This is a genomic window from Paucibacter sediminis (assembly GCF_030254645.1).
GTDB classification, from domain to species: Bacteria; Pseudomonadota; Gammaproteobacteria; order Burkholderiales; family Burkholderiaceae_C; genus Paucibacter_B; species Paucibacter_B sediminis.
Window position 1 is genome coordinate 415,334 of the sequence record NZ_CP116346.1, and the last position, 13,066, is coordinate 428,399.

10 protein-coding genes are annotated in these 13,066 nt (G+C 67.1%); 5 read left to right on the plus strand and 5 right to left on the minus strand.

The features are described from left to right. Positions 1-6: 6 nt before the first annotated feature. A complete protein-coding gene (gene mraZ / locus PFX98_RS01935) occupies positions 7-435 on the minus strand; it encodes a division/cell wall cluster transcriptional repressor MraZ (RefSeq protein WP_285233489.1) in 429 nt (142 codons plus the stop codon). A gap of 337 nt (positions 436-772) precedes the next feature. After that, positions 773-1,780, minus strand: coding sequence for an AraC family transcriptional regulator (locus PFX98_RS01940; protein WP_285233490.1), 1,008 nt, complete (start codon positions 1,778-1,780; stop codon positions 773-775). Positions 1,781-1,977: 197 nt separating this feature from the next. Here PFX98_RS01940 and PFX98_RS01945 point away from each other — a divergent pair, with 197 nt between their 5' ends. The 4 genes from PFX98_RS01945 to PFX98_RS01960 all read left to right on the plus strand — a co-directional run bounded on the left by PFX98_RS01945 (position 1,978) and on the right by PFX98_RS01960 (position 8,188). Further along, positions 1,978-3,615, plus strand: coding sequence for a parallel beta-helix domain-containing protein (locus PFX98_RS01945; protein WP_285233491.1), 1,638 nt, complete (start codon positions 1,978-1,980; stop codon positions 3,613-3,615). Between the two features lie 68 nt (positions 3,616-3,683). Next, a complete protein-coding gene (locus PFX98_RS01950) occupies positions 3,684-4,952 on the plus strand; it encodes an SO2930 family diheme c-type cytochrome (protein WP_285233492.1) in 1,269 nt (422 codons plus the stop codon). 141 nt (positions 4,953-5,093) lie between these two features. Beyond that, the gene (locus PFX98_RS01955; RefSeq protein ID WP_285233493.1) at positions 5,094-7,382 is read left to right on the plus strand and encodes an ATP-binding protein; all 2,289 of its coding nucleotides are present in this window, start codon (positions 5,094-5,096) and stop codon (positions 7,380-7,382) included. Between the two features lie 53 nt (positions 7,383-7,435). Beyond that, positions 7,436-8,188: a substrate-binding periplasmic protein gene (locus PFX98_RS01960; RefSeq protein ID WP_285233494.1), complete on the plus strand. Its 753-nt coding sequence runs from the start codon at positions 7,436-7,438 to the stop codon at positions 8,186-8,188. A gap of 18 nt (positions 8,189-8,206) precedes the next feature. Here PFX98_RS01960 and PFX98_RS01965 read toward each other — a convergent pair whose 3' ends face one another. After that, on the minus strand, positions 8,207-9,106 hold the full coding sequence (locus PFX98_RS01965) for a carbonic anhydrase (protein ID WP_285233495.1): 900 nt from the start codon (positions 9,104-9,106) through the stop codon (positions 8,207-8,209). 65 nt (positions 9,107-9,171) lie between these two features. After that, a complete protein-coding gene (locus PFX98_RS01970; RefSeq protein WP_285233496.1) occupies positions 9,172-10,377 on the minus strand; it encodes a multidrug effflux MFS transporter in 1,206 nt (401 codons plus the stop codon). Positions 10,378-10,490: 113 nt separating this feature from the next. Between PFX98_RS01970 and PFX98_RS01975 the strand changes: the two genes are divergently transcribed. Beyond that, positions 10,491-11,468 (plus strand): Gfo/Idh/MocA family protein, encoded by a 978-nt coding sequence (locus tag PFX98_RS01975; RefSeq protein ID WP_285233497.1) that lies wholly within the window; start codon positions 10,491-10,493, stop codon positions 11,466-11,468. On the opposite strand, the gene PFX98_RS01980 is transcribed toward PFX98_RS01975, so the two are convergent. Next, on the minus strand, positions 11,465-13,048 hold the full coding sequence (locus tag PFX98_RS01980) for a methyl-accepting chemotaxis protein (protein WP_285233498.1): 1,584 nt from the start codon (positions 13,046-13,048) through the stop codon (positions 11,465-11,467). The two genes, PFX98_RS01975 and PFX98_RS01980, sit on opposite strands and share 4 nt — an antisense overlap. Between the last annotated feature and the right edge of the window lie 18 nt (positions 13,049-13,066).

A 13,066-nucleotide genomic window follows, 5' to 3' on the forward strand; every position in this document is an offset into this window, starting at 1 on the left:
CGCTCATCAGAAGCTGAAATCCTTGAGTGCGTCCGGCAGTTCGGACTGCATCACCTGGGCCTCGTGCGCCGCATAGGCGGCCGCGTCCCAGAGTTCGAAGTGGCTGCCCATGCCCAGCAGCATCACGTCCTTCTGCAGCGCGGCACTGGCGCGCAGCTCGGGCGCGATCAGGATGCGCGCCGCGCTGTCGATCTCGACGTCCTGGGCATTGCCCAGGAACACACGCTTCCAGCCCGAGGCCGACATCGGCAAGGCGGCGATGCGATCGCGGAAGTTTTCCCAGGCCGGCCGTGGGAACACCATCAGGCAACCCTCGGGGTGCTTGGTGAGGGTGAGCTGGCCGGCGCACAGCGCCTGCAGCACCTCGCGGTGGCGTGTAGGGACGGACAAACGCCCCTTGGCGTCCATCGCCAAGGCACTCGCCCCTTGAAACACAAAATTCGCCACAGCGACCCACCAAATGACAGTTTTTCCCACTTTACTTACGCAACCGCCGCAGGTCAAGGCAAATCGCGTTTTTTCCCAATGAAATCAACTACTTAGAAACGATAGCTGCGAGAGCCCGCAAATAAAAGTTGTTCAAAAAGAAGGACTTGCAAACCTGTCTGCAAGTGGTGGATGAAGAAAACAGGCCTCCCGGCCGGCCAGCGGCGCCACCCAGGCGCGCCAAACCTCGATTGTCGCGGCCCAGCCGCCCGCTGCGGCGGCCGGGCGCTGCTTTAGGCAGCGCTCCCGGGGCGAAACAGCCCCTCGGCGGGAACAGCGAGCCCGCTCAGTGACGTTGCAACAGCTCGCTGGGGCTGCAGGCAAACCAGCGCTGGCAGCTGCGCGACAGGGCGGCCTGCTCCGAGTAGCCCAGCATCAGCGCAATTTGCGCCAGGCTGGGTCGCGCGGACTGGCGCAGCAGCTCCACGAAATAGTCACGGCGCGCCTCGTCCAGCAGCTGCGGAAACGGGCAACCCTCCCTGGCCAGCCGGCGCTGCAGGCTTTTCTCGTGTAGGGACAACTCCGCGGCGATATCGGCCTGCTTCACCCGCCCCATGCCAAGGCGCTGGCGCAGCAGGCGGCGCACGCCTTCCGATACCAGCTCGCCCGATTTCGGGAAACGGCTGTCGATATAGCTGGTTGCCATCTTGATGCGCAATTCGTTCCGCCCCGGCAGCGGGCGCTTCAGCTCCGCCTCGGCAATACGAATGGCCGCAAACGGCGCATTGAATCTGCACTCGCATGAGAAATAGGCCTGATACTTGTCCGCAGCGCTCAGCGCCTCGTGCGGAAACATCACGAGCAAATCATCACCGCGATTTTCGCGCACAAATCTCAGGGCCCGCACCAAGGACACCAGAATGTATTCGGTGACCTGTTTGAAACTCGCCGGCCGGCCATCGTTCACCGTCAGGATCAAATCCACCATCCCGGCCTGCCCCCGCACCGGCGCGAGCGTGGGCTGAAACACCGTGCTGTAGACATGCCCATATTGGGTAATCAGCGCCAGCGCCTCGCTGAGGGTATTGGCATGCCGCATCAGCACCACCACGGGCCCTTCGAAATATTCATCCGGCCCCTGCCCCATGCGTAAACCGAAATCGGGGCAGCGCCCCGCCTCGGCGGTATTTTCAAGCAGTTGCACGAACAGCTGATACGGGATGAATTCATCACCCGAGATCGGCTGCTCCAATACCAGACCGAGGCGCTTCATCTGCGCATATGGATCGACCGCCACGGCCTGGGCCGCCCATTCGTAATCCTGCAGGGCAACGGAGCGAATCAGCGCTGGCATGAATCTAGGCGTTGAGCGGAATTCGGTGAATACCCGCATGTCCGCGGGAGTTAAATGAATGTCTGCCGGGGTCAATTCTTTGCAGACGCAATCATGCACCATCCTCGTGCCAGTTTTGACATTTGCTAATGCGCGCGCCCGTTTCGGGCTGAGCCCAGCGCGCCGCGGCGGCGTCTTCTAGACACAGGAAATCACCCATGCCCTTGCATCGCGACCCCAAATTCGCGCTTTTGTTTTCCATGCTCACCGCCGCGGCGCTGGCGGGCTGCGGCGGCGGAAGCGACCCTGCACCGCAGGCTCAAACCATCAGCTTCGCCGCACCGGCGACCCAGACCATGGGCACGGCCGCGGCCGCGCTGAGCGCCACGGCCAGCTCCGGCCTGCCGGTCAGCCTGGCGTCCAAGACCGCCGCGGTCTGCACGCTGAGCGGCAGCACACTGGTGCTGGTGTCCGCCGGCACCTGCTCGGTGGAGGCCACGCAGGCGGGCAACGCGGCCTGGCTGGCCGCCACGCCGGTAACGGTGAGCTTCAGCGTCAACGTGGCCGGCACCATCGTCACGGCGGCCAAGATGAACGACCTGGACCTGAACGCGATCCTGCTCGCCGCCAAGGACGGTGACACCATCACCATGCCGGCCGGCCGGTTCGCCATGCTGGGCCCCTTGCAGCTCTCGGGCAAGAAGAACATCACCATGCTGGGTGCCGGCAACGGCAAGGACCCAAGCAAGGACACCATCCTCTCGTTCAAGACAGCGCTGACGCAGAACGGCCTGTCGGCCAGCAGCCTGGACACGGTGAGCTTCAAGAAGTTCGCCATCGAGGATGCGTCGGGCAATGCGCTGTTCATCACCAACTCCAAGAACATCGTGATGGACACGATGCGCGCCGAATGGGTGACCGATCCGCAGCAGACCTCGACCATGGCCTACGGCCTCTACCCGGTGAAGAGCGACAACATCCTGGTGACCAACAGCATCGTGGTCGGCAGCCGCGATGCCGGCGTCTATGTGGGCCAGTCGACCAATATCCGCGTGACCAACAACGACGTGTACTACAACGTCGCCGGCGTGGAGATCGAGAACTCGCACAACGCCATCGTCGAAGGCAACAACGTGCATGAGAACACCGGGGGCATCCTGGTCTTCGCCCTGCCCGGCCCGACGCGCTTCCTCAACACCAGCGGCGTGGTGGTGCGCAACAACACCATCGTGAACAACAACCTGCCGCCGGCCGCCAATGCGCAGGGCCTGGTGCTGACGATCCCCCCCGGCACCGGCGTGATGGTGCTGGCCTCGCAGAACACCGAGGTCCATGGCAACACCATCACCAAGCACCAAACCACCGGTGTGCTGATCACCTCGGCGATAGCGGCACAGATCCCCTTCAACCCGGCCACCAAGGACGACCAGGGCAAGGTCTACGACCCCTACGAGCGCGGCATCTATGTGCACAACAACAAGATCAGCGATTTCGGTGCCACGCCGGGCGGCGCGTTTGCCGATCCGGCCGGCCTGGGCCAGTTCACGCAGGGCTTCTTCGCCACGCTGAAGGCCTTCCCGCAGCCGCAGAACTTCCCCGCCGTCATGTGGGACGGCATCGTCGATCCCGCCACCGGCAGCGGCGTGCAGGTCAATGGCAGCGGCGGCAGCTATGCCGGCAATCTGCAGGTCTGCTCCAAGAGCAACGACATCAGCGCGCCCGCCGGCGCCGTGATTTCGTACGAGAACATCGACCTGAACCTGCTGGCATTGCTGGCCGGCGGCAACCCGGACTTCCCGAGCCCCGCCCGCATGAACTGCGTCATCACGCTGCCCGCCGTGACCGGGCTGCCCTGAGCGCCCGCGCCCGCCCATCCACAAGGGGTGCTCATCGAGCCCCCTTTTCCTGTTTCAAAAGACCCGTCATGACCAACACCAGCAAACCCAACTCCGCCCCCTGGGCCGCCGTGGCTCTACTGAGCTCGGCCCTGCTGCTGTCCGCCTGCGGCGGCGGTGGCGGCAGCAGCCCTGCGCCTGCGCCTGCGCCTGCGCCTGCGCCTGCGCCTGCGCCTGCGCCTGCGCCGGCCCCCGCCCCCGCACCGGCCACGCCAACGATCTACGAGCCCGGCGCCGCGCCGGCCAAGCTCTCGGCATGGAAGCTCGCCAACATCGAGGGCACGCGGCTGACGCTCAACAGCGCGCTGCTGCCCTACGACCTGAACGCGGCCCTGTTCTCCGACTACTCGTTCAAGCTGCGCGCCATCTACCTGCCGCCCGGCAAGAAGATCAACTACGGCGCGGACGCCCTCGACTTCCCGGTCGGCACGGCCCTGGTCAAGACCTTCTACTACCCGAAGGCGAGCGGCACCGACGCCAGCTTGCTGGCCGTCGGCCAGAAGACGCAGACCGCGCAGGGCACCAGCATCGACCTGAGCAGCCACCGCCTGATCGAGACCCGCATCCTGGTGCGCCAGGCAGATGGCAACTGGGCGGGCCTGCCCTATGTCTGGGATGAGGACCAGAAGGACGCGACCCTCACCACGGCGGGCAAGTACATCTCGATGGAGCTGGTGCCGGACAGCGGCGCCACCCAGAAGTTCATCTATGCGGTGCCGAATTCGCAGACCTGCCAGCAATGCCATGCCTCCGCCAGCAATGGCAGCGGCTCGACCCTGCCGATCGGGCCCAAACCACGCAACCTCAACAAGAGCTACGACTACGGCGCCGGCGTCGTCAAGAACCAGCTGCTGCAGTTGGACGAGCTGAAGCTGCTGGCCGGCTTCAGCGGCCTTGCCGATGCACCCGCAGGAGTCGACTGGAAGGACGCCGGCAAGGCGCTGGACCTGCGTGCCAAGGCCTATCTGGACATCAATTGCGCGCACTGCCACAACAACCGCGGCTATGCCTCGCAGTCCGGCCTGCTGCTGGGCTTCGACAACGTGGGCTCGCCGGCCTCCGCCGATACCTGGGGCGTCTGCAAGATGCCGCTGGCCTATGTGGGCACCGGCGAGGCGGGCTACAAGTACGACATCAATCCGCGCAGCCCCGAGACCTCGATCCTGCTCTACCGCATGAGCCATGTCGGCGCGGGGCAGACCATGCCGGTGGTCGGGCGGCAGACCAACCACAGCGAGGCCAACGCCATGGTGAGCGACTGGATCCGGCAGCTGACGCAAGCGGCCTGCGCGCCTTAAGGGACGGACAGGCGTTGCTTGCATGCCCCAGCGCCATGGCGGAGGGCCGGTAGCTGAGTGATACTGCGGGCGGGGCCGGTTGGCTTGTGGGGCTTCAAGCCGGCACGGCCCGGCAGTCAACCCCAACCGGTCGAGGTCCGATTGAGCCGCAAAGCATCAAGCTCGCTCTTCTTCGCCATTGCCACCGGTGCCAGCATCGGCCTGCTCTTGCCAGCCCTGATCGTGGGCGGCTTGCTGATCGGCCTGCGCGAGCCGCAGGTGACGCAGCAGACTCAGGAACGCGAACTCCAGTCCAAGCTGGACGTGCTGGCCAGCAGCCTGCCCGAGCTGCTGTGGAATCTCGACGCCGTGGCGGCACGCGAGGTGGTGGCCGCCATCACCAAGGCCCCCGAGGTCGTGCAGGTGCGGGTCAGCGATGCCTCCCAGGGCCTGCCCTTCATCGAAGCCAAGTTTCCCGAGCGCCAGCTCGGCCACACCATCCGGGGCGAGCGCGAGATCTTCCGCGGCAATGCCAAGATCGGCCTGATCCAGGTCGAGATTGACGACCATCTGGCCGCCGCGGCGCTGCAGCGCCAGCGCTGGCTCTATGGCGCCACCGTGGGCGGGCAGCTGCTGGTCTCGCTGGCGCTGATACTGGCGCTGCTGAATTCGCGCCTGATGCGGCCGCTGCGCGAGCTGGGCATTTTTGCCAACGACCTGGCGCAGGGTCGCTTCTCGGCCGAGCTGCGCACCGAGCGCCACGACGAGATCGGCCTGCTGGGCCAGCATCTGGAACATATGCGCGACGCGCTGCAGGCGCAGTTCGACGCGCAGAAATCGCTCATCGCACGCCTGCGCGGCATGGCCGAGACGGTGCCCGGCGTGGTCTACCAGCTGCGCCTGCAGACCGATGGCAGCTTTGCCTTCGCCTATGTGAGCGAAGCGGTGCGTGACTATTTCCGCCTCAACGCCGCCGAGTTCAGCAAGGACGCCGAGCTCCTGTTCGACCAGATCCAGGAGGTCGACCGGCAGGCGGTGCGCGATTCGCTGATGGCCTCGGCGCGCCACCTCAGCCCCTGGCAGCAGGAGTTCCGCATCCGCAACCAGGACGGCAGCGAGCGCTGGCTCTACGGCAATGCGATCGCCCAGCTGGAAGAAGGCGGCACGGTGCTGTGGCATGGCTTCCTGACCGATATCTCGCGCCAGCGCCGCGATGCCCTGGAGCTGGAGCGCTACCGCCACCATCTGGAGGAGCTGGTGGAGGCGCGCACGCGCGAACTGGCCGCCGCCACCAAGGCCGCCGAGGCCGCCAGCCTGGCCAAGAGCGCCTTCCTGGCGAATATGAGCCACGAGATCCGCACGCCCATGAACGCCATCATCGGCCTGACCTATCTGGCGCGGCGCGACAACTGCACGCCCGAGCAGGAGGACCGCCTGAAGAAGGTGGGCGACGCCGCCGAGCACCTGCTGAGCGTGATCAACAACGTACTGGACTTCTCCAAGATCGAGGCCGGCAAGCTGCAGCTGGAGCAGCGCGAGTTCACCGTGCCCCAGGTGCTGGACAACATCCGCAGCATGCTGGCGCAGCGCGCCGCCGAGAAGGATCTGCAGGTGCAGGTGCAGATCGAGCCGGCGCTGGAACGCCGCGTGCTGCATGGCGATGCCCAGCGCATCGCCGAGGTGCTGCTGAATTTCGCCGGCAACGCCATCAAGTTCACCGACCACGGCGTGGTGACGCTGCGGGCCGCAGTGGGCGAGCAGCTCGGCAACCAGCTGCAGCTGCGCTTCGAGGTGGAGGACAGCGGCATCGGCATCGCCCCCGAGGCGCAGGCGCGCCTGTTCAAGGACTTCGAGCAGGCCGACTCGTCGACCACGCGCCGCTATGGCGGCACCGGCCTGGGGCTGGCGATCTGCCGGCGCCTGGCCGAGCTGATGCATGGCGAGGTGGGCGTGCGCAGCCGGCCCGGCGAGGGCAGCCTGTTCTGGTTCCGCGTACCGGTGGGCCTGAGCGCCAGCAAGCCGGGCGAGGCACTGCGCGATGTCGGCCAGAGCGCGCGCGAGCTGCTGGCCCCTTACCGCGGCAGCCGGCTGCTGCTGGCCGAGGACAACGCCGTCAACCAGGAGGTGGCCGTGGCCCTGCTGCAGAGCGCCGGCCTCGAGGTGGACGTCGCCGAGGACGGGCACAAGGCCTGGCAGATGGTGGAGCAGCGCGACTATGCCCTGGTGCTGATGGACGTGCAGATGCCGGTGATGGACGGGCTGGATGCCACCCGCGCGATCCGCGGCACGGCGCGCGGCCAGCACCTGCCCATTCTGGCGATGACGGCCAACGCATTCGCCGAGGAGCGCCAGCGTTGCCTGGACGCCGGCATGAACGACCATGTGGCCAAGCCGGTGGTGGCGGATCAATTGTTCAGGACTTTGGCGCGCTGGCTGGGCCCGCAGGCGTAAAGTCGGCAGTGAAGGCCGGGCCCGGCATGGGCCGCGGCCATGAGGAGGTAGCCATGCAAAACCTGCAGCATCCGGCCCTTCATGCGCAGCACCGCGCCATCATGGTGGTCGTCTGCGCCATCGCCTGCACCAGCGTCTGCGCGGCCGAACGCCTGGTGCTGGCGACCGAGGAATACCCGCCCTACAACATGAGCGACACGCGCGGCCATGTGGTCGGGCTGTCGACCGACATCGTGAAGGCGCTGCTCGATGCCGCCGGCTACGAGTACGACATCACCGTCTACCCCTGGGCGCGCGCCATCGGCATGGCACGCACTCAGGTCAACACCTGCGTCTACTCGATGTCACGCACGCCCGAGCGCGAGGCGCTCTACAAATGGATAGGCCCGCTGGTGTCGAACGACTGGGCCCTGTTCGCCCCCGCCAAGTCCAGCCGCCCGGCCAGCCTGGACGAGACCGCGAACATGCGCATCGGCAGCTACCAGGGCGATGCCATCGTCAGCTATCTGCAGACGCGCGGCCACATCGTCGACGCCGCACCCAACGACGATGTGAACCCCAAGAAGCTGCTGGCGGGGCGCATCGACTACTGGGCCACCGGCCGCCTGATCGGCCAGTACCGGCTGGCGCAGCAGGGCATCAGCGGCATCGAGCCGGTGCTGGTGTTCAACCGCACCGAGATGTACCTGGCCTGCCAGAAGCAGCTGCCCGACGAGCAGGTCAAGCTGCTCAACAGCACGCTGGCGGGGCTGCAAAAGAGCGGCGCGATCCGCAAGATCTACGCCACGCATGGCTACACGCCCTGAGCTCTGTTCAGTTGTTGCTCAGTTCGATTCCTTGATCATGCGGCCCGCGCCGGCCTGCAGCGGCCGCGCATTCATCGGGTACAGACGCGCAAAGATGCCGATCTGCTGGGCCGAGAGCTGCACCGGCTGGCGCATCACCATCCACAGCACGCCCTCGGTGCAGGGCGGCGTGGTGAGCGAGCCCATATAGGTGTAGTAGGCCTTGTCGTCGGGCAGCAGCTGGCCGACATCGATCGCGCCCGGCGCGGTGAGCGCCTCCATCTTCTCCAGCGGCAGGTTGTTCCAGATCGTCTGCACCAGCGGGTGATCGCCGCCACGCTCGATCAGCACCGCCACCACCGCCAGGCGCCCCTCGGCATCCTTGTGCACCAGGTGCGCCACCATCTCGAACTGCCGGCCGTTGATGCGCTCCTCGCTGGGCCGGTGGAAATGGAACTGCTGCAGCTCGAAGCGCCGCCCCATCACCTGCAGGCTGTTGCCCGCCGCGATGTTCACCTGGATGGTGTGGCCGTTGTCGAGCACCGCAAAGCCGCTGGGCCGGTAGTCGAACTGGATCTTCTCCAGGTCCACCCTGAAGCCGTCACGGATGTCGATCGGGCTCTGGCGCGTGCCGACCGCGCAAAGCTTGAATTCCGGCTTGAGCTCGGCCCAATGCTCGGGCGCGCCCTCGCCGGCATAGGCCCAGTGGATGTCCTTGCGCGCCTCGGGCTTGGCCGCCTTGGCGGCGCCGCGCGCGCCACGGCCGCTCTCCGCCTTGCTCTCCACTTTGGCCTGCTCGCCCTTGCTGCTGAGCCGCTCGGCCAGGCGCTTGCGCAGCAGCTCCACCGGCTCCTCGCCCGCCGCGGGCTCCTCGGCGCGCAGCGGCGCCAGCGGCAGCGCGAGCAAGCTGGCAAGGGCAAGGCGAAGCAAGAAAGACATGAGGCACTCCTGCCCGACGGGGCGTGTCGCCTCCTTCTTCGGCCGTTTGCGCGCCGTTCTTGAGCTCAGCCGAGCTCGCGCTTGACCCACAGCCACGAGACCAGGCCGATGCTCATCATGCCGATCGAGGCCAACGCCAGGCTCAGCGTCGAATGCATCACCAGCGGCACCACCACGCCGGCCACCAGGCCGTTGGCGGCGCTACCTATGCAGGCCTGCAGCGAGGAGGCCATGCCGCGCCGCTCGGGCGCCTGGTCCAACACCATCAGCGTCACCACCGGCACCATCAGGGCCCAGCCAAAGGCAAAGGCCGAGATCACCGGAAAGGCCCAGAAGGGGCTGGGCGGGGCCCACAGGTTCAGGCCCACATTGAGCAGCGAGGTCAGCGCCATGATGACGAAACCGCGCCGTATCTGGTGCTTGGGCCGGATCTTGCCGGCCAGCCGGCCGCTCAGCCAGGCGCCGCCCATGATGCCGCCGATGCTGAAGCAGAAGAACCAGAAGAACTGCTGCGGCGCCAGCTGCAGGTGCTCGCCCAGAAACACCGGCGCCGCCAGCACGTAGAGGAACATGCCGTTGAAGGGAATGCCGCTGGCCAGGGCCAGCAGGATGAAACGCTTGCTGGTGCACAAGCGCCAGTAGTCGCGCATCAGCGGCCGCACATGGAAGGGCTGCACCATGTCCTTGTGCAGGGTCTCGGGCAGCAGCCGCCAGTTCGCCAGCCACAGCGCCACCCCCACCAGCACCAGGAACCAGAAGATCGAATGCCAGTCGGCGTGCACGAACAGAAAGCCGCCCACCATGGGCGCGACGGCCGGTGCCACGCCGAAGTAGATCGTCACCTGCGACATCACGCGCTGCGCCTCGGAGGGCGGGAACATGTCGCGGATGATGGCGCGCGAGACCACGATGCCGGCGCCGGCGGACATGCCCTGCAGGGTGCGGAAGAAGATCAGCTGACCGATGTCCGCCGCCAGCGCACAGCCCAGCGAGGCGAGCGTGAACACCGCCACGCCGACCAGCACCACCGGGCGGCGGCCGAAGCTGTCGGAGAGCGCGCCATGGAACAGATTCATCACCGCAAAGCCGAGCAGATAGCTCGACAGCGTCTGCTGCATCTGCACCGGCGTGGCGTGCAGGGCGGCCGCGATGCCCGAGAAGGCCGGCAGATAGGTGTCGATCGAGAACGGGCCCACCATGCCCAGGCAGGCCAGCAATACGGCCAGCGCCCAGCGTGGTGCGCGCCAGATCGTGCTGGCATCAGGATTCATCTTGGTGCGGTATGCGCCCTCGCGGGGGCATGGGCTGAGGGGTGTGGAAGCAGTGTAGCGGCCACCCCCTACACTGCGCGCCATTGAGGGATATCAACGGGGCGAGGGGCGGCATGCCAGAGATCTTGAACATCGGCATCATTGGCCTGGGCGTGATGGGGCAGCGCATGCTGAGCCGCATGCAAGGCCATGCGCGGCTGCGCCCCGTCCTGGTCTGGGACGCCGACCCCGCGCGCCTGGCCGCCTGCCTGCAGCAACATCCCGAGCTGCGCGCCGCCTACAGCGCCGAGGCGCTGATCGCCAGCCCCGGGCTGCATGGTCTCTACATCGCGACCCCGCCGGCCGCCCACCTGCACCTGAGCCATCTGGGTTTCGACGCCGGCCTGGCGGTGCTGTGCGAGAAGCCGCTGAGCGTGGATTTCGAGGCCACGCGCGCCTGCATCGCCCGCATCCAGCGCGAGAAGCTGCGTGCCGCGGTGAATTTCTCGCTCGCCTCCTCGGCGGGGCTGTCGGCCCTGCAGCTCGCCTTCGGCGCCGCCGCCCACATGCCGCTGGGCGCCTTGCAGGAGGTGCAGATCTCGCTGGCCTTTGCGGCCTGGCCGCGGCCCTGGCAGGCCCAGGCGGGTAGCTGGCTGGCCGAACGCGCGGAAGGCGGCTTCACGCGCGAGGTGCTGTCGCATTTCATCTTTGCCCTGCAGCGCGTACTGGGCCCGGCCCAGGTGCTGGCCGCGGCGGCGCAATACCCGGCCGACGGCCTGAGCGCCGAAACCGGCTTGCGCGCCGAGCTGCGCGCCGCCGGCGTGCCGGTGCGCATCGCCGCCCAGGTGGGCGGCAGCGTGGCCGACGACAACCGCATGCTCTGGCGCGCCAGCGAGGCCGAGCTGGAACTGCGCGACTGGTTCACCAACGTGACCCAGACCCGCCACGGCGAACTGCCGCAACCGGCCCTGCTGCAAGGCGCCGGCCCGCTGGCCCAGCTGGATCAATGGGCGGCGCTGCTGGATGGCCACTCGCACGCCCTGCCCAGCTATGCCGAGGCGCTGGCGGTGCAGGAAACCATCGAGGCGCTGCTGTCAACGCCCCAGGCCTAGTTGATCGGGCGCGGCTGGCCAGTCGCCATCTTGAACTGGGCAATCACCTGCAGCAGGCCTGCGGCCTGCTGCCTCAGACTCTCGGCCGCGGCGGCACTCTGCTCGACCAGGGCGGCGTTCTGCTGAGTGCCCTGATCGATCGAGGCCACCGCCTCATTGACCTGGCCGATGCCGGTGCTCTGCTCGTTGGCTGAGGCATTGATCTCGGCCATCAGATCGGTCATGCGGCGCACCTGGGTGACGATGTCGGCCATGGTCGTACCCGCCTCCCCGACCAACTGGCTGCCGGCCTCGACCCTCTCGACACTGGTGCCGATCAGTCCCTTGATCTCGCGCGCAGCCTGCGCCGAACGCTGGGCCAGGGCCCGCACCTCGCCGGCCACGACGGCAAAGCCGCGTCCCTGGTCGCCGGCACGCGCGGCCTCGACCGCGGCATTCAAGGCCAGGATATTGGTCTGGAAGGCAATCGTGTCGATGACGCCGATGATGTCGCCGATCTTGCGGCTCGAGTCGCTGATCTCGCCCATGGTGCTGACCACGCGCTCGACCACCGCGCCGCCACGCCCGGCCACCTCGGCCGCGGCATTGGCCAGCTGATTGGCCTGACGTGAACTCTCGGCGGTCTGCTGTACGGTGGAGGTCATCTGCTGCATGGAGGCCGCCGTCTGCTGCAGGGCACTGGCCTGTTGCTCCGTGCGGCTGGACAGATCCTGGTTGCCGGTGGCGATCTCCTGCGAGGCCGTGGCGATGCCATCGGCCGACTCGCGCACCCGGCCGACCATGCCGACCAGGCTTTCGTTCATCTTCTTGAGGGCGGCCAGCAGCTGACCCATCTCATCGCGACGGTCGACCACGATGTCGGAGCTGAGATCGCCGGCAGCGACGGCCTCGGCCAGATACACCGCGCGCATCAGCGGACGCGTCACCGCATTGCTGAGCAGCCAGCCCATCGCCACGGCGCCCAGCACGGCCAGCACGCAGACCACGAACATCATCACGCGATCGCTGGCATAGGCACTGCTTGCCGTGGCGACGCGCTGAACCGCCTGTTCCTGCTCATAAGCCACATAGTCGCCGGTGGCCTTCAGCAAGGCAGCCAGCAGCGGCCGACATTCGGCATTCATCTTGGCGATCGCCTCGTCGCGCCGGCCGTTCAGGGCCATGCCGACGATGGCCTGCGCCACCGGGCCGTACTGGGCCTCGACGCGATCGATCTCGGCCACCAGGGCCTTGTCGCGCGCACCGACATCCGCGGCCTCGGTCAAGACCTTCTTGAGCTTGGCGACGCTGGCCGCCATGTCCTCATGCGCGCGGCCGACCGCGGCCTTCTCGACCTCGCGATCGGCCGCCTGCGTCACCAGCACCAGATTGCGCGCCGCGATGGCCCGGCGTGTCGCGGCGCCGCGAATGTCGATGGCCAGGCGCTCGCGCTGACCCACGCTCTCCAGATAATCGGAAAAACGCTCATTGGAACGGCCCAGCGAACTCAGCGCCAGCCCGGAGACCAGCAAGACCACGGCCGCCAGCAAGGAAAAACCCAGCATCAGCTTGGCCTTGACGCGCAGATGGTTGAGATTCATATCGCTACCCCCTCGCGC